Origin of the sequence: Phenylobacterium sp. VNQ135 (assembly GCF_049445735.1) — a bacterium.
Taxonomy (GTDB): Bacteria; Pseudomonadota; Alphaproteobacteria; order Caulobacterales; family Caulobacteraceae; genus Phenylobacterium.
In genome coordinates, this window is the sequence record NZ_JBMSDS010000005.1 from 315,011 (window position 1) to 334,969 (window position 19,959).

A 19,959-nucleotide genomic window follows, 5' to 3' on the forward strand; every position below is an offset into this window, starting at 1 on the left:
TGTTCCTCTAGGGTTTCAGCATGGGCCTTCCGGTCGACACCATCATCCAGGGCGACTGCCTGGAGGAGCTGCGCAAGCTCCCGGACCGTTCCGTGGACCTGGTCTTCGCCGACCCGCCCTACAATCTCCAGCTCGGCGGCGATCTGCTACGCCCCGACAACTCCAAGGTCGACGCCGTCGACGACCACTGGGACCAGTTCGAGAGCTTCGAGGCCTATGACGCCTTCACCCGCGCCTGGCTGAAGGAATGCCGCCGCGTGCTGAAGGACGACGGCGCGATCTGGGTGATCGGCAGCTATCACAACATCTTCCGCGTCGGCGTCGCCGTGCAGGACCTGGGCTTCTGGATCCTGAACGACATCGTCTGGCGCAAGTCCAACCCCATGCCCAACTTCAAGGGCACCCGGTTCACCAACGCGCACGAGACCCTGATCTGGGCGTCGAAGTCGCGCGGCGGCCGGCGCTACACCTTCAACTACGACGCCATGAAGATGGCCAACGACGAGCTGCAGATGCGCTCGGACTGGACGCTGCCGCTCTGCACGGGCGACGAGCGCCTGAAGGACGACGCGGGCGCCAAGGCCCACCCGACCCAGAAGCCCGAAGCCCTGCTGCACCGGGTGATCCTCGCCTCGACCAAGCCGGGCGACGTCATCCTCGATCCGTTCTTCGGCACCGGCACCACCGGCGCCGTCGCCAAGCGGCTTGGCCGCAAGTTCGTCGGCATCGAGCGCGAGGCCGAGTACGCAAAGATCGCCAAGCAGCGGATCGCCAAGGTGATCCCCGCGACGGCCGAGGAGATGGCGGTGACCGGCTCGAAGCGGTCCGAGCCGCGCATCCCATTCGGCACGATCGTCGAGGCGGGCCTCCTGCGTCCGGGGGACGTGCTCTACTGCCCGAAGGGCCGCAACGCCGCGCGCGTGCGTGCGGACGGCAGCCTGGTGGTCGGCGACCTCTCAGGCTCGATCCACAAGGTCGGCGCCATGGTGCAGTCCGCCCCGGCCTGCAACGGCTGGACCTACTGGCACTTCAAGTCCGACAAGGGCCTCGCCCCCATCGACGTGCTGCGCGCCAAGGTGCGCTCTCAGCTCTCGGCCTAGCTTCGAACGCCTGTTAGACGCGTAGGGGATGAGCCCGCGCGTCCTCGTCTTCACGCTTTGCACCTTCGCCTTCGGCTCGGCCGCGTTCATCTTCGCCGGCCTGCTGGAGGTGATGGCGCGCGACCTCGGCGTCTCGACGGCCGTGGCCGGCCAGCTGCAGACGGCCTATGTGCTCACCGCCGCCCTGCTTGGACCGCCGGTGGCCTGGCTGCTGGGTCGCGTGGATCGGAAGATCGTGCTGACGGTCTCGCTGGCGCTGGGCGTCGGCGCGCACCTGGCCTGCGCCATCACACCCGATTTTGCGACTCTGCTGGGGCTGCGCGCGCTGGCGGGTCTCGCCGGCGCCGTCGCTGGGCCGTCGGCCAGCATCGCTGCGGCCGCCCTGGCCCCGCCGGAGAAGCGTGGCTCTGCGATCGCCATCACGGCGGGCGGGATGACGTTCGCCTTCGTGCTCGGCATCCCGCTCGGCAGCGTGGTGGGCTCGGTGTTCGGCTGGCGCGCCACCTTCGTCTTTGCGGCGGGACTGTCGACCTTGGCGCTCGCCGGCGTGCTGGCCTTCATGCCCCGGGTGAACCCGCCTCCGCCGCGGCAGGGCGGCCGTCTGCCGGTCGGCCATATCTGGCCCCTGTACATGACGACCTTCCTGCTCTTCGCCGCGAACATGACCGTGAACCTCTACATCGCGCCGCTCGTGCGGGTCGGCGCCGGGGTCACGGGCGCAGGCGTCGGAGCCTTCCAGATGATGATCGGCGTCGGCTCGATCCTCGGCCTGTGGCTCGGCGGGCGGGCCGCCAACCGTTATGCTGGCAAGAGCTGGATCCTCCAGGGGTTCGCGATCCAGGCGGCGGCCATGACCCTGCACTTCGCAGCGACCCACCACGCCTTGCCGCCCGGCTGGCCCAGCATGCTCCTCGTGGCTCTGGCCATCTTCGTCGCAGCGACGGCGCTCTTCTCGATGACGCCGGTGGTGCAGGCCCGCCTGATCCACATGACCGACGGCGCGCCCGTCGCCATGGCGCTCAACGGTTCGGTGATTTCCGTCGGCCAGGCGCTTGGATCGGGGCTGGGCGGGGCCGCGCTGGCCGCCTTCGGGGTGCCGGCCATTCCGGGGGCGGCGCTCGCCATGTCGCTGCTAGCCTTCGTGGTCCTGCTCTTCGTGTTTCCGACGGGCGAGCCGGACTAGAGCAGGTTCGTCAGCCCCGCTCGTGCAGCCTTGAGGAAGACGCTGGGCAGCGCGTCGAGGTCGCGCCTCGGACTCCAGATCACCCCGACGGCGTCGCCCTCGGCCCGCAGCAGTCGCAGGGTGAGGATGAAGTGGGTGAAGCCGTGCTCGATTTCGCCCACGCCGCGCCAGGCCGCCTCGGCCGGCGCCGCGCGCAGGGCCTCGGCGTCGCTCCACCGCTCAGCCCGCCAGTCGCTGGTCGGCAGGGCCAGCATGCCGCCCAGAAGGCCTTTCGGGGGCCGACGGACCAGCGCGACCTCGTCGCCCCGGGTCAGGACATAGGCTACCCCGTGCCGATGCGGCCGCTCAGCCTTGGCGGTCTTCCGAGGGTAGGCCTCGGGCGCACCCGTCGCGAAGCCGGCGCAGTGGTCGAGCACTGGACAGCGGTCGCACAAGGGCGACTTTGGCCGGCAGATCGTGGCGCCGAGGTCCATGAGGGCCTGGGCCCAGTCGCCGGGGCGGTCGTCGGTCACCAGCGCACCCGCCAGCCGCTTCAATTCGGCCTTCGCGTCCGGCAACGGCGGCTCGACTGCGAACAGCCGGGCCATCACGCGCTCGACGTTGCCGTCGACCACGTTCGACGGTCGGTCGAAGGCGATGGCGGCCACTGCGGCAGCCGTATAGGCGCCGAGGCCCGGCAGCTTCCGCAGGCCCTCTTCGCTATCCGGAAAGACGCCGCCGTGCTCGCCGGCGACAGCGCGCGCGCAGGCCAGGAGATTGCGGGCGCGGGCGTAGTACCCAAGGCCGGCCCAGGCGGCCATGACATCTTCGTCGGCCGCGGCGGCCAGGTCGTTCACGGTCGGCCAGCGCTGCGTGAACTTCAGGAAGTAGGGCGTCGCATGCGGCACGGTGGTCTGCTGCAGCATGACCTCCGACAACCACACGCGGTAGGGGTCGGCGCGGACGCCGGTGGCGCGCGCGCCCGGCCCGATGCGCCAAGCAAGCTCGCGCGCGTGGGCGTCGTACCAGCTCAGGAGTTGGGCGCGGAGGGACACGGCCGCTGTCTTAGCCCGGCGCACGCCGGTGCGCATCTGCGGCGCCGGGTCCCGGTTGCGCTTCGCGCCGACGGCCGGTCGGTCTAAAGATGACGCCATGCGACGCCGCCTGCCCAGCACCGCCGAAGCGCTGGAGATCCTGAAGCGCAAGCGCAGCCGTCCGGCTCACCGGCCGCCGCCGCCAGCGGGCCGCGCGCTGACCGGCTATGTACGCGACCTGGATGCGAAGTTCGGCCAGGGCGCGAGCGCCCTTTCGGCCCGTTGGAAGGAGATTGTCGGCCCCGACATAGCCCGCCGCACGGAACCTGTGAAGCTGGTGAAGGGGCGCAACGGAGCCGCCTCCTCGCTCGAGATCCGGGTCGCCGGCGCTTCGGCGGCCATCGTGCAGCACCAGGCGCACGATATCCTGGCTCGCGTGAACCTGTTCCTCGGTCCGGACGCCGTTCAGAAGCTGCGCATCGTGCAGGGACCATTGCGGCGCTCGGAAGCGCCGGCGCCGACCTCGCGTCGTCGTCAGGCGCCGCTGGACGCAGCCGCGGAGGCGGAACTGGCGCAAGGGCTGGCGGCAGCTCCGGAAGGCAAACTGAAGACAGCGTTGCTCGCCCTAGGTCGTGGAGTCCTGCGGGCCCGACGCTAAAAGGTCTTGAAACCCGTGCTTCAACGCCGCTTACGGTGCGTCAGCGCGGCATTTGCGCCCCTTTGCGGGAATCGCGCTTTAATCTTTCGTTCAGAACTGCCGAAAGGTGTCTCGATGTCGATCTTCAGCCGCCGCCTTCTTCTCATCGCCGCAGCGGGCGCCAGCCTCGCGCTCGCCGGCTGCAACAAGGGCGGCGGAACCGGGACCGTGTCGGCGGAGGACATGAGCCTCGGCGATGCGAACGCCAAGGTTAAGGTCGTAGAGTATGCGTCGGTGACTTGCAGCCACTGCGCGGCCTTCAACGAGACCACCTTCCCGGCTTTCAAGGCCAAGTACATCGACACCGGCAAGGTGCACTACACCTTCAAGGAGTTCCTGACGCCGCCCGAACAGGTCGCTGCGGCCGGGTTCCTGGTGGCGCGCTGCGCCGGCAAGGACAAATACTTCACGGTCATCGACGCGCTCTTCCGCGGCCAGCAGGAGATGTTCCAGAGCGGCGACATGCGCGGCGGCCTGCTGCGCGTCGCTCAGTCGGCAGGCATGACGGAGGAGCAGTTCAACGCCTGTGTTCAGGACGAGGCGGCGCTGACGGCCCTGAACGAACGCGTCGAGAAGGCCATCCGGCAGGACGGCATCTCCGCCACGCCGACCTTCGTGGTCAACGGCAAGAAGATCAAGGAAGGCGAGATCAGCATGGCCGAACTCGACGCCGCGATCGCCGAGGCGTCGAAGTAAGATGGCGGGCGTCCGCCGCCGCGACACCCTGATCATCGGCGCGGGCCTGGCCCTGGCGTCGGCGCCGGTGTTCGCCCGCGCGGCGGCGGCCTACCCGGGACCGGAGATGACCCTGGGTTTGGCGAAGGCGCCGGTCCATGTCGTCGAGTATCTTTCGGTGAGCTGCTCGCACTGCGCGCACTTCAACGAAGAGGTCTTCCCGACGATGAAGGCCAAATACATCGACACGGGCAAGGTACGCTGGACCTATCGCGAACTGCTGACGCCGCCGCAACAGGTGGCTGCCGCGGGTTTCCTGACGGCTCGTTGCGCCGGGCCGGGCAAGTACTTCAACGTCGTAGACGAGATCCTGCGCAGCCAGAGCCGCTGGCAGACCGGCAACATCAAGCCGATCTTCGTGGAGATCGCGCAGAACAATGGCCTGACCGAGGCGCAGTTCGAAGCCTGCTTGCGCGACGAGAAGGCGCTCGAAGCCCTGGAGGCGCGCGTGCGCTACGGCATCGAGGTCGACAAGGTCAACGGCACCCCCAGCTTCTTCGTGAACGGCAAGCGCATGACGGGTTCGACCGTCCCTACGGTCGCCGACATGGACGCGGCGATCGCGGCCGCAGCCAAGGGCGGGAGGCGCTGATCTAAGGTGCACTTCCAGCGGCTGCGACTGTCGGGGTTCAAATCCTTCGTCGATCCGACCGAGTTCCGGATCGAGCCCGGCGTCACGGGCATCGTCGGGCCGAACGGCTGCGGCAAGTCCAACCTGCTGGAGGCCCTGCGCTGGGTGATGGGCGCCAATTCCGCCAAGGCGATGCGCGCGGGCGGCATGGACGACGTGATCTTTGCTGGCAGCGGCAACCGCGCCGGCCGCAACCACGCCGAAGTGTCACTCACCATCGACAATGCGGCACGACGGGCTCCGCCCGCCTTCAACGACCATCCGGTCATCGAGGTGGTCCGCCGCATCGACCGGGGCGAAGGGTCCACCTACCGCATCAACGGACGCGAGGTGCGTGCCCGTGACGTCCAGCTCCTGTTCGCCGACGCATCCACGGGCGCGAGCTCGCCCGCGCTGGTACGGCAGGGACAGATCTCCGAGCTGATCGCCGCCAAGCCCCAGAACCGGCGACTGATCCTGGAAGAGGCAGCTGGCGTCAGCGGCCTGCACTCCCGCCGCCACGAGGCCGAACTGCGCCTTCGGGCAGCTGAGGCCAACCTCGCGCGCCTGGACGATGTGGCGGGCGAACTCGAGACCGCGCTGAACCGCCTGCGCCGCGAGGCGCGCCAAGCGGAGCGCTACAGGCGCCTTTCGGCCGAGATTCGCGCGCTGCAGGGCGCGGTGCTCTACGCGAAGTATGCCGAAGCGAAGGCGGCGGCCGAGCGGCTTTCAGCCGAGGCCGCGGCGGCGATCCGGGCTGTGGAAGAGACGGCGAGCGCCGCGGCGGCCGCCACGATCCGAGCGGCCACGGCGGAAGAGGCCCTCAAGCCACTGCGGGAAGCGGAGACCATTGCCGCAGCGGTGCTGCACAAGCTTGCGATCGACAAGGACCGCCTCGAGCGAGAGGAAGAGGCGCACGCTGCAGAACTGGCCCGCCTCAGCGGCGAAGTGGAGCGGATCGACTCCGATCAGGCGCGCGAGACGCATATCGTCGAAGACGCCGAGATCGCGCTCAAGCGCTTGGCAGAGGATTTGTCGACGATCGAGGCTGCTATCGCAGCCGCACCGGAACGCGGACCGGAGCTCGAGACGGCTGCCAGGGCCGCTGAGTCTGCGCGCGCTGCCGCAGAAGCTGACGTCGAGCGGCTTGCTGGGGAGCTGGCGGCTCGTGACGCCCAAGTGAGAGCGGCCCGCGCCCGCCTGGAAGAAGCCGAAGGCCGCGTCGCCCGGACCCGACGCGCCCTCGACCAGGCCCGTCAGGAGCGGCAGGCGGTCGCCACGACAATCAACCCCCAGGCGGCGCAGGCGAAGGCTGACCTGGAGGCGGCCGAGGCCGCCTTGACGGCCGCCCGAGCGGCGCTGGACGGCGCCGAGGAGGAACGCACTCAAGCCGTTGCCGGCGAAGGCGCCGCGCGCGAGGGCTCGCGCAAGCTCGAAGAACAGCTCGGGCGCTTCACCGCTGAAGCCCGCGCCCTGGCCGGCCTGGTCGCCCAGGCCAAGCGCGGCGGCTTCGCGCCAGCCCTGGACTCGGTCGCGCCTGACCGGGGGTACGAGGCAGCGCTGGCGGCGGCGATGGGCGATGATCTTGACGCCGCCCTCGACCCGGCAGCCCCGGCCTTCTGGGGTGGTGGCGAGGCGCCGGAACCGGCTTGGCCGGACGGCGCCGCGCCATTGGCTCCGCTGGTCAAGGCGCCGAGGGCCCTGGCGGCGCGCCTAGCTTACGTCGCCGTCGTCGAGCGCGCTGACGGCGAGCGGCTGCAGAAGCTGCTGCCGCCCGGCGGAAGGCTCGTGTCGCGCGAAGGCGATCTCTGGCGCTGGGACGGCTTCACGTCGCGGGCTGAAGCGCCGAAGCCCGCCGCTGTGCGCCTCGAGCAAAAGACGCGGCTCGCTGAAGTCGAGAGGGAGATCGAAAAGCTCGAGCCCAGGGTCAAGGCCGCCCGCGAGGCACAGGCGACCGCCGCCGAGCGACTCCGCAAGGCCGAGGAAGGGCTTCGCAACGCCCGGCGCGAACCACCCGTGCTTGAGCAAAGGGCCGCACAGGCGCGGGCGGCGCTGCAGCGATTCGACCAGGAGGCGGCGCGCAATGAAGCGCGTGCAGCATCGCTGGACGACCTCATCGGCCGCTTCGAAGCCGAGCTTGGCGAGCACGAGGGGCAGCTCGCCGCGGTGCGCGCCGAGGCCTCGAGCGGGTCGGGTGAAGACGATCTGCCCGAACGCCTCGCCGCCGCCCGCAGCGCATCGGCTGCGGCCCGTGAGGCGGCCTCCGCCGCGCGATCGGCGCACGAGCAGGAGATCCGCGAGCGCGTCGGACGTAGCCGCCGCTTCGAATCTCTCGTCCGCGACCGCGACGACTGGACCCGTCGCTCGACCGCGGCCGCCAAGCGTCTCGAGCAACTCGCGGACGCTCGCACGAAGGCCTATGCGGCCCTGGAGGCCGCTCGCGCGGCGCCCTCCACGCTGGAGGCCCGCCGGGAGAAGCTGCTCGACGAACTGGCTAGCGCCGAGGCCCGTCGCGCCAAGACCTCCGACGCCCTGGCTGCAGCGGAGCACGAGCGCGCGGAAGCCGACCGGGCGCTGCGCACCGCCGAAGCGCAGGCGGGCGAAGCCCGCGAGCTGCGCGCCAGCTTCACGGCGCATTCGGAGGCCGCTACGCAGCGACTCGCCGAAGTCACGGCGATGATCCGCGACACGGCCCAGATGGAACCCGAAGCGCTCGGGCGGAAACTGAGCGACGAGGCCGTGGCCGTCCCCACCGACGCCGAAGGAATGGAGGCTCACCTCTTCAACCTCGAGCGGCAGCGCGAGGGAATCGGGCCTGTGAACCTGCGCGCGGAGGAGGAGGCTGGGGAATATGCAGCCCGGCTTGAGACGATGCAGGCGGAACGGTCGGACCTGACCGGCGCGATCGCGCGCCTGCGCCAGGGTATAGACGAGCTCAACGGCGAGGGCCGCGAGCGGCTGACGGCCGCCTTCGGCGTCATCAACGAGCACTTCAAGACGCTCTTCCAGACGCTGTTCCAAGGCGGGCAGGCTGAACTGCGGCTGGTCGAATCAGACGATCCCCTCGAGGCGGGGCTCGAGATCTACGCCTGCCCTCCGGGCAAGCGGCTGGCGTCGATGAGCCTGATGAGCGGCGGCGAACAGGCCCTGACCGCAGCGGCGCTCATCTTCGCCGTCTTCCTCGCGCAGCCGGCGCCCATCTGCGTACTGGACGAGGTGGACGCTCCCCTCGACGACGCCAACGTCGACCGGTTCTGCAACATGATCGACGAGATGTGCCGCCGGACGGAAACGCGCTTCATCGTCATCACTCACAACCCGGTCACCATGGCGCGAACCGACCGGCTGTTCGGGGTGACCATGGCCGAGCGCGGGGTATCGCAACTCGTCTCGGTCGACCTCCGCCAAGCCGAGGCCATGGCGGCGCAATAGTCGCAGCTGCCGCGGAGGCGCCCGACCCCGCCGAATACATGAGCAATATCAACCGATTAAGAGGTGATCAGGTAGCCTTGACGCGCCGACTTCGCGTCTATAGGTTCCGCCGCGATCAAGCCGGGGGGCATCAGCCGCCCGGGGAACTCGTATTGCACGTTCATGGCCCCTGCTGATGACGCACGCGAAGAGGCGCTCCGACGCCTCGACGAACGGGCGGCCGCCTTGGGGGCCCGGACCCAGCGTCCGGTGACGTCGCACGCCGGTGAGCAGGCCGTCAGCCAGGCTTACCGCATCATCGCCGAACTGCTCGGCGGGGTGCTGGTGGGATTGGCGGCCGGTTTCATCGTCGATCGGGTCTTCAACACCACGCCGTGGGGGTTGATCGGGGGAGTCCTCTTGGGGTTTGCCCTGTCGATCTGGATGGCGCGGCGAACGGCCAACCGCCTGATGGCGATGGCGAAGCAGGATGCGGAACCGCCGCAGGCGATTCCGTTCGATGACGACGACGAGGAGCCGTAGGGCCGATGGCCGCGAACGACCCGATCCACCAGTTCCAGATCGAAAAGCTCGTCGACTTCGGGACCGTGAACCTGCCGCTGTTCGGCCGGACCGAGCTGGCGTTCACCAACTCGCACATGGCGATGACCATCGCCTTCGTGGCCGTGGTCGCCTTCCTGTCGCTGGTCACCGCACGGATGCAGGTGGTCCCGGGGCGGCTCCAGGCCGTGGGTGAAACCCTCTTCGGCATGATCGACAATCTCGCCGAGTCGATCATCGGCCACGATGGGAAGAAGTACTTCCCGTTCGTGTTCACCATTTTCATGTTCATCCTGGCGATGAACGTGCTGGGCCTGTTGCTGACCTTCACGGTCACCTCGCAGCTCGCGATCACCGCCACCTTCGGCCTCATGACGATCCTGCTGGTGCTGATCGTCGGCTTCGCCAAGAACGGCCTCGGCTTCTTCAAGCTCTTCGTGCCCTCGGGCGTGCCGTGGGTGCTGCTGCCGGTCATCGTGGTGATCGAGTTCGTCTCCTTCCTGCTGCGGCCGGTCACCCTGGCGCTGCGTCTGTTCGGCAATATGCTGGGCGGCCACGTGGCCCTGAAGGTGTTCGCCGGCTTCGTTGTAGCGCTGGGCGGCCTTGCCGCCAGCGGCGGCCTGGGCCTGCTGGGCATCCCCGGCGCAGCCCTCTCCCTCAGCATGGTCGTGGCGCTGACGGCGCTGGAATGCCTCGTGGCCTTCCTGCAGGCGTTCGTCTTCGCCGTGCTGACCTGCATCTACCTCAACGACGTGGTCAACCTCGGCCACGGCCACTGACCCGTTTCCTGATCCACCACTAGGACGAGAACAGATCCATGGAACTTGAAGCTGCTAAGCAAATCGGCGCGGGCCTCGCGACCCTCGGCATGATCGGCGCCGGCATCGGCGTGGGCAACATCTTCGGCAACTTCCTGTCGGGCGCCCTGCGCAACCCGTCGGCCGCCGCGACCCAGATCGGCAACCTGTTCGTGGGCGCCGCTCTGGCCGAAGCCCTGGGCATCCTGTCGTTCGTGCTCGGCATCCTGCTGAAGTTCGGCTGATCCACCAGTCCGCTGGCGCGGGCTCGCCTCACGGCGCTTAGGCCCGCGCGAACTTCTGACTTCGGAACCGTTCAGTTATGGCTGTAGAGACCGATCCCGCGACGACCTACTCGGTCGAGAACGCCGCCGAAGCTTCGGCGGCGAGCGTGGGCGAACACGGCGCGACCACTTCGACAGGCGCGGAGCACGGCTCCGGTGGCCTGCCGCAGTTCCAGTTCGAGCACTGGGGCGGCCAGATCGCCTATCTGCTCATCCTGTTCGTGGCGCTGTACATCCTGATATCGAAGGTCTTCGCGCCGCGCATGCGGCGTGTCTTCGATGAACGGGCCAATACGATCGAGCAGGCGCTGAGCAGCGCGCGCGCCGTGCAGCAGGAGGCCGACACTCAGGCCGAGGCCGCCAAGCGCGCCCTTGCCGACGCCCGCGCCGCCGCCCAGCGGACGGCGGCCGAGGCCAGCGCCAAGGCTGCCGCCGAAACCGCCGCCGGTCGTGCGTCTCTCGAAGCGGAACTTGCCGCTAAGCAGGCTGAAGCCGAGACCCGCATCCGCGCGGCCCGCGACTCCGCCATGCAGCAGCTGTCGACCGTTGCGACCGACGCCGCCGAGGCGATGATCGAGAAGCTGACCGGCGCTAAGGCGCCGCGCGACGCCGTCGCTGCCGCCGTTAAGAGCCAGGGATAAGCGATGCCCGCGATCTTCCACGCCGAGTTCTGGAACCTTGCCAACCCCGAGCTGTGGGTCGGCGCGGGTCTGATCGTGTTCCTAGCGATCCTCTGGATGGCGGGCGCTTTCAAGCTCGCCGCCTCGGGGCTGGACGCTAAGGCCGCCAAGATCAAGGCGGATTTGGACGAGGCCGCTCGCATTCGCGCCGAGGCCGAGGCCCTGCTGGCGGACATCAACAAGCAGCGCGCTGAGGCCGAGGCCCAGGCCCGCGATCTCATCGAGACAGCACAGGAACACGCCAAGCGCCTCGCCGCGGACGCCAAGGTCCGTCTGCAAGAAGATCTGGCGCTGCGCACCCAACTCGCCGAGCGCAAGATCGAGGCCGCTCAGGCTGAGGCCGCCGCGCAGGTGAAGTCCGCGGCGATTGATCTTGCCGCGCGCGCCACCGAAACGGTGCTCGCCGCCCGGCTTGCTCAGTCGAAGTCCGACCCGCTGGTCGACCGCGGCATCAATCAGCTCGCAGCGAAGCTGCAGTAGCGGATCTTAGCGGCGGCGCCGGAAGCGCCGCCGCGTCTTCACGGCAAATCGAAAACGGCTCGGCAGGACCACGCGTTCGACGCGCAAGGTCTGCTGCCAGAACACCGGAAACACTTCCGGCTCCCGCCGCAACAGCCGGCGGATCGGGTAAACCGTCTTCGGATGGGCCCGCTGGAACTTCACGAACTGCCGCTTCGCCTTGAACGAGTTGCGCAGCACGATCATCAGGCCAACCACGATCACCGGAATGCCGCCGGGACCCGGCAGCGGGGCGATCAGCACGCCTGCAATCACGATAGCCGCGCCAAACAGCACGAGGCCCGTCCGCACGAAGCGGGCCACAATCTCGCGCGCGAGATCGTCCGTGGCGCGGTACACGCGCAATGATGGCATGGCGAAAGACACGTGAACGGACCTGGGAGCGCGCAGCGGAAGGGGAGGTTCCGCTGTCACGTCCCAGATATGTGAAGCCGGGCCGGAGTCGTAAAGCGGCCGGCGCGTTAAATTTTCCTAACGCGCCGCTATTCCGCAGCTAATGGCGCCGGCGCCACACCTGCGGGTTCTTCACGCCACACAAGCTTGGGCTTACGCGCGGCGAGGGTCTCGTCCAGCCGGCGCATCGGGGCGAGGTGGGGCGCGCCTTTGAAACGGTCGGCATCGCCGGACTTCGCGGCCTGAGCGAGGGCTCGGAGCGCGCCGCAGAAGCGGTCGAGCTCCTGCTTCGACTCCGTTTCGGTCGGCTCGATCAGCATCGCGCCATGCACGACCAGGGGGAAGTACATGGTCATCGGGTGGAAGCCCTCGTCGATCATCGCCTTCGCGAAGTCGAGGGTCGTCACGCCCGTGCCTTCCAGCCAGGCGTCGTCGAACAGCGCCTCGTGCATGCACGGCCCCTCCGGGAACGCCGGCGTCATGACGTCGGAGAGGCTGGCCTTGACGTAGTTGGCGTTCAGCACGGCGTCTTCGGCGACCTGGCGCAGGCCGTCGGCGCCGTGGCTGAGCATGTAGGCCAGGGCGCGGACGAACATGCCCATCTGGCCGTGGAAGGCGCACAGGCGGCCGAAGCCGGCATCCTGCTCCTGGAGGGCGAAGTCCCCCTCCCCGCTGACGATCCAGGGGGCCGGCGCGAACGGCGCGAGCGCCTCGGACAGCACGACCGGACCCGCGCCGGGACCGCCACCGCCATGGGGCGTGGAGAAGGTCTTGTGCAGGTTGATGTGCATGGCGTCGACGCCAAGGTCGCCGGGGCGGACACGGCCGACGATGGCGTTGAAGTTGGCCCCGTCGCAGTAAAAATAGGCCCCGGCGGCGTGGGTCAGGCGGCTGATCTCGAGGATGTCCCGCTCGAACAGGCCGCAGGTGTTTGGGTTCGTGACCATGATGGCGGCGACGTCGGGGCCGAGCTGGGCTGCGAGGTCGGCGAGGTCGACGCGACCGTCCGTGGTCTGAGCAATTTCACGCACCGAGTAGCCGACGAAGGCGGCGGTGGCCGGGTTGGTGCCGTGGGCCGAGGTGGGGACCAGCACGGTCCGGCGATGGCCCTGGCCGGCGGCCTCGTGGGCGGCCTTGATGCACAGCAGGCCGCAGAGCTCGCCGTGGGCGCCGGCCTTGGGCGAGAGCGCGACGGCGGCCATGCCGGTCAGCGTCTTCAGCCAGTGGGCCAGGCGATCCATGAGCTGCAGCGCGCCCTGGGTGGTGGCCACGGGCTGGAGGGGGTGCAGGTCGGCGAAGCCGGCCAGGCGGGCCATCTTCTCGTTCAGGCGCGGGTTGTGCTTCATGGTGCACGAGCCCAGGGGGTAGAGCGCCAGGTCGATGGCGTGGTTCTTCTGGGACAGGCGCACGTAGTGGCGCACGGCCTCGGGCTCGGAGAGGCCCGGCAGGCGGAGGTCGTCGCGGACCAGGTCGCCGAGGTCCGAAGCGTCGAGCTCGCAGGCCGGCAGGTCGACGCCGGTCTTGTCCCAGCCGTCCAGCTCGAACAGGAGGGCCTCGTCCTGGAGCAGCGCACGGCCGCCGGTCAGGGACTGGAAGCCGGTCGCATCGGCCGAGCCTTCGGGGCGGGTGGGACGGCCCACGTTCTGCATGGTCATCGGGCGAGCGCGTCCTTCAGCGCGGCGATGTCGGAAGACGTGGTGGTTTCGGTGGCGGCGAGCAGCAGGACGTCGTCCAGGCCGGCCGCCGGATCCAGGCGGGAGAACGGCACGCCGGCGACGACGCCGTCGGCCAACAGCCTGTCCACCAGCGCGGCGGCGGGGCCGCGGGTCCGCACCGCGATCTCGTTGAAGAAGCGCGGCGTCAGGACCTCGAGGCCGGCGGCCTCGACGGCGGCCTTCAGCTCGCGCGCCTTGGCGTGGTTGATGGCGGCGAGCTGTTTCAGCCCCTGACCGCCCAGCAGCGACAGGTGGATGGTGAAGGCGAGCGCGCAAAGCCCCGAGTTGGTGCAGATGTTCGAGGTCGCCTTCTCGCGGCGGATGTGCTGCTCGCGGGTCGACAGCGTCAGCACGTAGCCGCGGCGGCCCTCCGCATCGACGGTCTCGCCGCAGAGGCGGCCGGGCATCTGGCGGACGAACTTCTCGCGGGCGGCGAAGAGGCCCACGTAGGGGCCGCCGTAGTTCAGGGCGTTGCCGATCGACTGGCCTTCGGCGACCGCGATGTCGGCGCCCATCGCCCCCGGCGACTTGAGCAGGCCGAACGACACCGCCTCGGTCGTCACCACGATCAGCAGCGCGCCCTTGGCGTGGGCGGCCTCGGCGATGCGCGTGACATCGGTGACCACGCCGAAGACGTTCGGGGTCTGGACGACGACGCAGGCGGTCGCCTCGTCGATCGCGTCGATGACCGCGGCCTCGGCGTCGATGGCGGCGGCCTGGCGGACGATCTCCATCCCCTCGGCATGGGCGATGGTCTGGGTGGTGGCCGCGTAGTGCGGGTGCAGGCCGCCCGACAGGATGGCCTTCTCACGCCGCGTCACGCGCTGGGCCATCATCACAGCTTCTGCACAGGCGGTGGAGCCGTCGTACATCGAGGCGTTGGCCACATCGAGGCCGGTGAGCGCGGCGACCTGGGTCTGGAACTCGAAGAGGACCTGCAGGGTCCCCTGCGCGATCTCGGGCTGGTAGGGCGTGTAGCTGGTCAGGAACTCCGACCGCTGGATGATGTGGTCGACGCTGGCGGGCACGTGGTGGCGGTAGGCGCCGGCGCCGCAGAAGAACGGCCCGGCCCCGGCCGGCCGGTTGAGCGCCGCCAGCGCGGAGAGCTCCCGCTCCACCTCCAGCTCGCCCGCGTGCAGCGGCAGGTCGAACAGGTCGGCCTTGCGCGCGGCGGCCGGCACGTCGGCGAACAGCGCGTCGATGTTCGGCGCGCCGATCACGGCCAGCATCTCGGCCCGGTCGGCGGGGGTGAGCGGGAGGTATCTCATCGGGTCAGTCCTGCGCGCCGAAGGCGCGGAAATTGGGAACCGCGGAAGACGCGGAAGGGCGCGGAAGTCGGCGGCTGCACATTCCGCGATTTTCGGCGTTTTCCGCGGTCGAGATCATTGCGCTGCGCGCGGCTAGAGGCTCGCCACGTAGGCGTCGTAGGCGGCCTTATCCATCAGGGCGTCGAGCTCGGACGGGTTGGCGACGCGGACCTTGGCGAACCAGCCTTCGCCCTCGGCCGACTGGTTGACCGTCTCGGGCGCGCCGGACAGCGCGTCGTTGGCCTCGACCACCTCGCCGGTGACGGGGGCGTAGACGTCGGAGGCCGCCTTGACGCTCTCGACGACGGCGAAGGCCTCGCCGGCCTTCACCGACTTGCCGACCTGTGGCGTCTCGACGAACACCACGTCGCCGAGCTGTTCGGCCGCGTGGCTGGTGATGCCGACGGTGGCGACGTCGCCGTCCAGCGACACCCACTCGTGATCCTTGGTGAAGCGCATCCTGGGGTCTCCTCAGAAGCCGGTGGGCGCGTCAGCGCCGTTGTTTGAACCACCAAGTTCACCAAGCACACCAAGAGAAACGCGGGCGCCTTGGTGAACTTGGTGGGCTTGGTGGTCGAATGACTGCGCCTGCGGCGCGCGAGCGGCGGCGGCCATGCCTAGACCTTCCGCACGTAGCGTTGCGGGACGAAGGGGGTCTTCACGACCTCGCAGGCCTGGGCCTTGCCGCGGACGATGACCTTGAGCTCGGTCCCGGGCTCGGCCAGCGCCGGCGGCACGAAGGCGAGCGCGATGCCGTAGCGCAGGGTGGGCGAATAGCCGCCGGAGGTGACGACGCCGACGACTTTGCCGGCCTCGTCGGCGACTTCGGCGCCCTCGCGGGCCGGGGCGCCTTCCTTGACCTTCAGGCCGACGCGGACGCGCGCCGGGCCCTCGGCCAGTTCCTTGACGATCCGCGCCGCGCCCGGGAAGTCGCGCTGTTCGCGGCGGTTCTTGTTGATGGCGAAGGTGAGCCCCGCCTCGACCGGGCTGACCGTCTCGTCGAGGTCGTGGCCGTAGAGCGGCAGGCCGGCCTCCAGGCGCAGGCTGTCGCGCGCGCCGAGGCCGATGGGCTTCACCCGCTCGTCCGCCAGCAGCTTGTTCCAGACGGTGGTCGCCGCATGCGCCGGGACCGAGATCTCGAAGCCGTCCTCGCCGGTGTAGCCCGAGCGCGAGACGATCAGCTCGGCGCCGAAGCCCTCCAGCAGGCGGATGTCCATGAAGGCCATGGTGACGACCTCGGGGACGTGGACCTTCAGGGCGTCCACCGCCTTCGGGCCCTGGATGGCGATGAGGGCGCGGTCCTCCAGGCGCTCGATCTGCACCTGGCCGGCGAGCTCGTCGTCGATGACCTTGAAGTCGTTGTCCTTGCAGGCGCCGTTGACCACCACGAAGAGGCCGTCGTCGCCCGAGCCGTCGGCGGCGATCGGGCGGCCCGCCATCAGGTCGTCGATGATGCCGCCCTGGCGGTTCAGCAGGACGGAATACTTCTGCCGGCCGGGCTTCAGGCCGATGTAGTCGCCGGGCACGATCTCCTCGAAGGCGGCCAGCGGGGCGACGCCGCGGATGCGGGCCTGGCCCATGTGGGAGACGTCGAACAGGCCCGCGCTCTCGCGCGTCCAGAGGTGCTCCTTCATCACGCCGTCGGCGTACTGCACCGGCATGGAATAGCCCGCGAACGGGACCATGCGCGCGCCCAGCGCCACATGGGTGTCGGTGAGCGGCGTCGTCTTGAGCACGGCCTCGGCGGGCAGGTCGCCGGCGGTGTTGGGCGTGTCGGACATGAGGCGCGGACTCCGGCTGACGATGCGGCGAGACGACAACCGGGGAGCCGGTTTCGTCGTTCGCGCCCCCGCTGTCCATTGGGCCTGAGAGATTTCGGGCCGGCGCTAGCCTGGCGGCCCTCTGCTCCTTCGGCGCCCTACTCCGCCGTCATCGGCGAAGGAGGAACTTTCCAGCGTTCATCAGCCCGCGCGGTCCTTTTGCCTGAGCGTTTCCGGGGCGGTTGCGCCTTCGGCGCCGGATCCGAGAATCCGGCCTCTCCCGCGAGAGTTGGCGGGATGTGTCGGGGAAGGTGGAACGGGAGTCAACGGGGGATGAGGGGTGGGGGCGGCTTGGCGCCACCAGCGTACCTCCGCCGCTCGCGGGGCCAGGCTCTTGATCTTCCGGTCTCAACGCCAGCCTGCCGTGAGATCAATGGCGGGGCGGCATCCCCGGGGGATGCTCCGCGGAAATCGGCGCCCGGCTCACAGGATCATGCTGAGGAGGAGGACGCCCCAGCAAGCCATGCCGGCGACCCAGATGCGATTGAGCCAGCGGTAGTGGCGGCGGCCGTCCTCGGTGAGGGTCTCCGCATCCATGAAGAACGGGATGATCAGGAGCCGATGCGGGCGGATACGGGCGCCGCGCCGCGCACGAGCTACCCTGCCGGCCAGCCACCAATAGGCCAGGGCGGCGGCGATGAAGCCACCCTTGGCGAGCGTCGTCGCGATGCTTTCGATCTGGCTCATTCCACCCACGCCGCCCGCCGAAGCTTGAGCCTAGCAGGCCGAACGTGGGCGTCGATGGCTCGCGCTCTTCCCTCCTTTGATGGGGAGGGACAGGCCGCAGGCGCCCGGATCAGGGGTTCGCTGGGGATCGGCGGCGAGCGGCGGCGGGGTTCGTGACGGAGGGCGGCTTGACCCCTCATCCGACCTGCTTCGCAGGCCACCTTCTCCCGCAAGGGGAGAAGGGAGGTGATGGCGGATGGCGAAGAGCCGAGGGTGGAGGGGCGAGCGGCACGCGCGGCGCTTGAGGCTTGCCCCCTCCACCACGCGCTCTGCGGCGCGCGGTCCCCCTCCCCCGCTTCGCGGGGGCGGTAGCGGTTCCTGTGTTCACGCGCACCGCCTGTTAGGGCTTGAGCGTGGCAGGTCGAACGGCGAGGGCGCGCCGCAGGCGGCCGGATGAGGGGTCTCGCTGGGATCGGCGGCGAGCGGCGGGGTTCGTGACGGAGGGCGGCTCGACCCCTCATCCGACCTGCTTCGCAGGCCACCTTCTCCCGCAAGGGGAGAAGGGGGGTGGCGGCGGAGGGCGAAGAGCGGAGGGTGGAGGGGGCGAGCGGCAGTCGCGGCGCTCGGGGCTTGCCCCCTCCACCACGCGCTCTGCGGCGCGCGGTCCCCCTCCCCCGCTTCGCGAGGGCGGTAGCGGTTCTAAAGTTCTTCTTTTGTTCTTGCCCTGCGCGCGCGTTTGTGGGAGAGTTGGGGCAGCGTTGCGGAGTGCGTCTTGGGGCGTGAGCGCCCCCTCCACCACTTCGTGGTCCCCCTCCCCCGTTGCACGGGGGAGGAGCGGGATCGCGGCGCGGCATCTGAAAACCGGAACGGCGAGGCTCATGATGGCCAAGGGCAAGCGGCGACCCGCGTGGCGGGCGGCGGTGGAGACGCGCGTCTATGTGCGGTGGTCGGAGGCGCTGGCGCGGCGGCTGCTGGAGCGGGTGGCGGCGGGCGAGCTGATCTATCGCATCTGCGCCGAGGACGGGATGCCGACGCCGGAGGCGGTGGCCAAGTGGGCGCGGGAGAAGCCCGAGTTCGGCGAGGCGCTGTCCGAGGCGCGGCGGATCGGCGGGCGGCCGGCGGGCGTGCGGGGCCAGCCGTTCGGGCTGTGCGAGGCGACCGCCCAGGCGATCTTCGAGCGGCTGTGCGAGGGCGAGAGCCTGACCGCCATCGGCAGGGACCCGACGATGCCGTCGCTGTCGACGATCTTCTACTGGCGGCGGCGGTTTCCCGAGTTCGAGGACGCGGTGCAGATCGGCAAGCGCATCCAGGCCGAGATGTGGACCGACCGGGCCTGCAAACTGGCCGAGGCGGTGACGCCGCAGACCGCCTATGCCGTGGACGTGCAGCTCAAGCACCTGCGGTGGGTCGCCGGGGTCAACGCGCCGAAGGTGTTCCGCATCAAGCCGGTAGAGCCCGAGGTGCGGGAGGAGCCCAAACAGATCCTGTTCCGGCTGTTCAAGATCGAGGAGGACCCCGAGACCGGCGAGAAGACGGTGGTGGGCTATGTGCCGAACCCGGAGACCGGGCGGGCCGAGCGGGAGGCGACGACCACCTGGCGGCCGGGGCCGAACCAGATCCCCATGCCGGGCGGACGCGACGGCTGGTTCGGGCGGTGAGCGGGCGCCATATGCTGTGGTGATGGACAGCGAGATCACCCTGCGCCCGGCGACGGCGGCGGACGAGGCCCGCCTGGGCGAACTGGGCGCCCTTCTGGTGGCGCGCCACCACGACTTCGACGCCCGGCGGTTCATCGCGCCCACGGCCGACACGGCACGGGGCTATGGCGCCTATCTCGTCGAGGAGCTCGGGAAGCGCGACGTGGTGGTGCTGGCGGCGGCGGACGCGGAAGGACGCCTGGTCGGCTATGCCTATGGGGCGCTGGAGGGGATGGACTGGCTGGCCCTGCGCGGGCCGGCGGGCGTGGTCTACGACCTGGTGGTGGACCCGGCCGAACAGGGGCGCGGCGTGGGACGGCGGCTGCTGCTGGCGGCGATCGAGCGGCTGGAGGCGCTGGGCGCGCCGCAGGTGGTGCTGTCGGCGGCCTATCCCAACGCGGGCGCCCAGCGGCTGTTCGCCTCGGTGGGCTTCCGCCCGACGATGGTGGAGATGACCCGCGACAGGCCGGCCTAGCCGGGGGCGGCCTTGGAGCCCGGCGCGGGCGAGGCGTCGCCCGGAGCGCCGGCGGCGGCAGGGGCCTCGCCGCCGCGGTTGTCGGGGGCGGCGGGCTTGAACATCGTGAAGACGAGGACGACCAGGAACAGGGCGATGGCGGCCAGCGCCACCCAGGTCAGGCGGCCCTTCGGCGCGCGGCCGGCCTCGTTCATCGGCTTTTCCTGACGCACGACCATCGGCTTCTCCTGCACGCGAGCGGATCGCTGGCCGAACGGCGGGGCGTCCCGGCCGTTCCGGCGGCCCTCATTTGAGGG

21 protein-coding genes and 1 riboswitch are annotated in these 19,959 nt (G+C 69.8%); of the genes, 13 read left to right on the forward strand and 8 right to left on the reverse strand.

What is annotated here, in order from left to right; translation table 11 throughout:
- Nucleotides 1–20: 20 nt before the first annotated feature.
- Nucleotides 21–1,100 (forward strand): site-specific DNA-methyltransferase, encoded by a 1,080-nt coding sequence (locus ACO2Q0_RS19310; protein ID WP_423353140.1) that lies wholly within the window; start codon nt 21–23, stop codon nt 1,098–1,100.
- 28 nt (nt 1,101–1,128) lie between these two features.
- The gene (locus tag ACO2Q0_RS19315; protein WP_423353141.1) at nt 1,129–2,283 is read left to right on the forward strand and encodes an MFS transporter; all 1,155 of its coding nucleotides are present in this window, start codon (nt 1,129–1,131) and stop codon (nt 2,281–2,283) included.
- Here ACO2Q0_RS19315 and mutY read toward each other — a convergent pair.
- Nucleotides 2,280–3,353 (reverse strand): A/G-specific adenine glycosylase, encoded by a 1,074-nt coding sequence (mutY, locus tag ACO2Q0_RS19320; RefSeq protein WP_423353358.1) that lies wholly within the window; start codon nt 3,351–3,353, stop codon nt 2,280–2,282. The two genes, ACO2Q0_RS19315 and mutY, sit on opposite strands and share 4 nt — an antisense overlap.
- Before the next feature lie 61 nt (nt 3,354–3,414).
- On the opposite strand from mutY, the gene ACO2Q0_RS19325 reads away from it, so the two are divergent.
- From ACO2Q0_RS19325 to ACO2Q0_RS19365, 9 genes are all read left to right on the forward strand, one after another.
- Nucleotides 3,415–3,954: a DUF721 domain-containing protein gene (locus tag ACO2Q0_RS19325; protein ID WP_423353142.1), complete on the forward strand. Its 540-nt coding sequence runs from the start codon at nt 3,415–3,417 to the stop codon at nt 3,952–3,954.
- Nucleotides 3,955–4,068: 114 nt separating this feature from the next.
- The gene (locus ACO2Q0_RS19330) at nt 4,069–4,689 is read left to right on the forward strand and encodes a DsbA family protein (RefSeq protein ID WP_423353143.1); all 621 of its coding nucleotides are present in this window, start codon (nt 4,069–4,071) and stop codon (nt 4,687–4,689) included.
- Nucleotide 4,690: 1 nt separating this feature from the next.
- Nucleotides 4,691–5,320, forward strand: coding sequence for a DsbA family protein (locus ACO2Q0_RS19335; RefSeq protein WP_423353144.1), 630 nt, complete (start codon nt 4,691–4,693; stop codon nt 5,318–5,320).
- A gap of 6 nt (nt 5,321–5,326) precedes the next feature.
- Complete coding sequence (smc, locus tag ACO2Q0_RS19340) at nt 5,327–8,770, forward strand: chromosome segregation protein SMC (RefSeq protein WP_423353145.1); 3,444 nt, start codon at nt 5,327–5,329, stop codon at nt 8,768–8,770.
- A gap of 162 nt (nt 8,771–8,932) precedes the next feature.
- Complete coding sequence (locus ACO2Q0_RS19345; RefSeq protein ID WP_423353146.1) at nt 8,933–9,292, forward strand: AtpZ/AtpI family protein; 360 nt, start codon at nt 8,933–8,935, stop codon at nt 9,290–9,292.
- Between the two features lie 5 nt (nt 9,293–9,297).
- Nucleotides 9,298–10,089, forward strand: a complete 792-nt coding sequence (locus ACO2Q0_RS19350) for a F0F1 ATP synthase subunit A (RefSeq protein ID WP_423353147.1) — start codon at nt 9,298–9,300, stop codon at nt 10,087–10,089.
- Between the two features lie 38 nt (nt 10,090–10,127).
- Nucleotides 10,128–10,352, forward strand: coding sequence for a F0F1 ATP synthase subunit C (locus tag ACO2Q0_RS19355; RefSeq protein ID WP_423353148.1), 225 nt, complete (start codon nt 10,128–10,130; stop codon nt 10,350–10,352).
- A gap of 77 nt (nt 10,353–10,429) precedes the next feature.
- Nucleotides 10,430–11,032: a hypothetical protein gene (locus ACO2Q0_RS19360; RefSeq protein ID WP_423353149.1), complete on the forward strand. Its 603-nt coding sequence runs from the start codon at nt 10,430–10,432 to the stop codon at nt 11,030–11,032.
- A 3-nt stretch (nt 11,033–11,035) separates the two neighbouring features.
- On the forward strand, nt 11,036–11,551 hold the full coding sequence (locus ACO2Q0_RS19365; RefSeq protein ID WP_423353150.1) for an ATP F0F1 synthase subunit B: 516 nt from the start codon (nt 11,036–11,038) through the stop codon (nt 11,549–11,551).
- 6 nt (nt 11,552–11,557) lie between these two features.
- On the opposite strand, the gene ACO2Q0_RS19370 is transcribed toward ACO2Q0_RS19365, so the two are convergent.
- From ACO2Q0_RS19370 to ACO2Q0_RS19395, 6 genes are all read right to left on the reverse strand, one after another.
- Nucleotides 11,558–11,956: a PGPGW domain-containing protein gene (locus ACO2Q0_RS19370; RefSeq protein ID WP_423353151.1), complete on the reverse strand. Its 399-nt coding sequence runs from the start codon at nt 11,954–11,956 to the stop codon at nt 11,558–11,560.
- 116 nt (nt 11,957–12,072) lie between these two features.
- Nucleotides 12,073–13,638, reverse strand: a complete 1,566-nt coding sequence (gene gcvPB / locus ACO2Q0_RS19375; RefSeq protein ID WP_423353152.1) for an aminomethyl-transferring glycine dehydrogenase subunit GcvPB — start codon at nt 13,636–13,638, stop codon at nt 12,073–12,075.
- A complete protein-coding gene (gene gcvPA, locus ACO2Q0_RS19380) occupies nt 13,635–14,966 on the reverse strand; it encodes an aminomethyl-transferring glycine dehydrogenase subunit GcvPA (protein ID WP_423353153.1) in 1,332 nt (443 codons plus the stop codon). The genes gcvPB and gcvPA overlap by 4 nt, the downstream gene beginning before the upstream one ends.
- 132 nt (nt 14,967–15,098) lie before the next feature.
- The gene (gene gcvH, locus ACO2Q0_RS19385) at nt 15,099–15,464 is read right to left on the reverse strand and encodes a glycine cleavage system protein GcvH (protein WP_423353154.1); all 366 of its coding nucleotides are present in this window, start codon (nt 15,462–15,464) and stop codon (nt 15,099–15,101) included.
- Nucleotides 15,465–15,622: 158 nt separating this feature from the next.
- Complete coding sequence (gene gcvT / locus ACO2Q0_RS19390) at nt 15,623–16,786, reverse strand: glycine cleavage system aminomethyltransferase GcvT (protein WP_423353155.1); 1,164 nt, start codon at nt 16,784–16,786, stop codon at nt 15,623–15,625.
- A gap of 180 nt (nt 16,787–16,966) precedes the next feature.
- A riboswitch (glycine riboswitch) is annotated at nt 16,967–17,058 on the reverse strand.
- 190 nt (nt 17,059–17,248) lie between these two features.
- Complete coding sequence (locus ACO2Q0_RS19395) at nt 17,249–17,512, reverse strand: hypothetical protein (protein ID WP_423353156.1); 264 nt, start codon at nt 17,510–17,512, stop codon at nt 17,249–17,251.
- Between the two features lie 860 nt (nt 17,513–18,372).
- Here ACO2Q0_RS19395 and ACO2Q0_RS19400 point away from each other — a divergent pair.
- Together ACO2Q0_RS19400 and ACO2Q0_RS19405 are read left to right on the forward strand one after the other, a co-directional pair.
- Complete coding sequence (locus ACO2Q0_RS19400) at nt 18,373–19,149, forward strand: hypothetical protein (RefSeq protein WP_423353157.1); 777 nt, start codon at nt 18,373–18,375, stop codon at nt 19,147–19,149.
- A 22-nt stretch (nt 19,150–19,171) separates the two neighbouring features.
- Nucleotides 19,172–19,663 (forward strand): GNAT family N-acetyltransferase, encoded by a 492-nt coding sequence (locus tag ACO2Q0_RS19405; RefSeq protein WP_423353158.1) that lies wholly within the window; start codon nt 19,172–19,174, stop codon nt 19,661–19,663.
- Here the strand turns inward: ACO2Q0_RS19405 and ACO2Q0_RS19410 are convergent.
- Complete coding sequence (locus ACO2Q0_RS19410; protein WP_423353159.1) at nt 19,660–19,881, reverse strand: hypothetical protein; 222 nt, start codon at nt 19,879–19,881, stop codon at nt 19,660–19,662. The genes ACO2Q0_RS19405 and ACO2Q0_RS19410 overlap by 4 nt on opposite strands.
- Between the last annotated feature and the right edge of the window lie 78 nt (nt 19,882–19,959).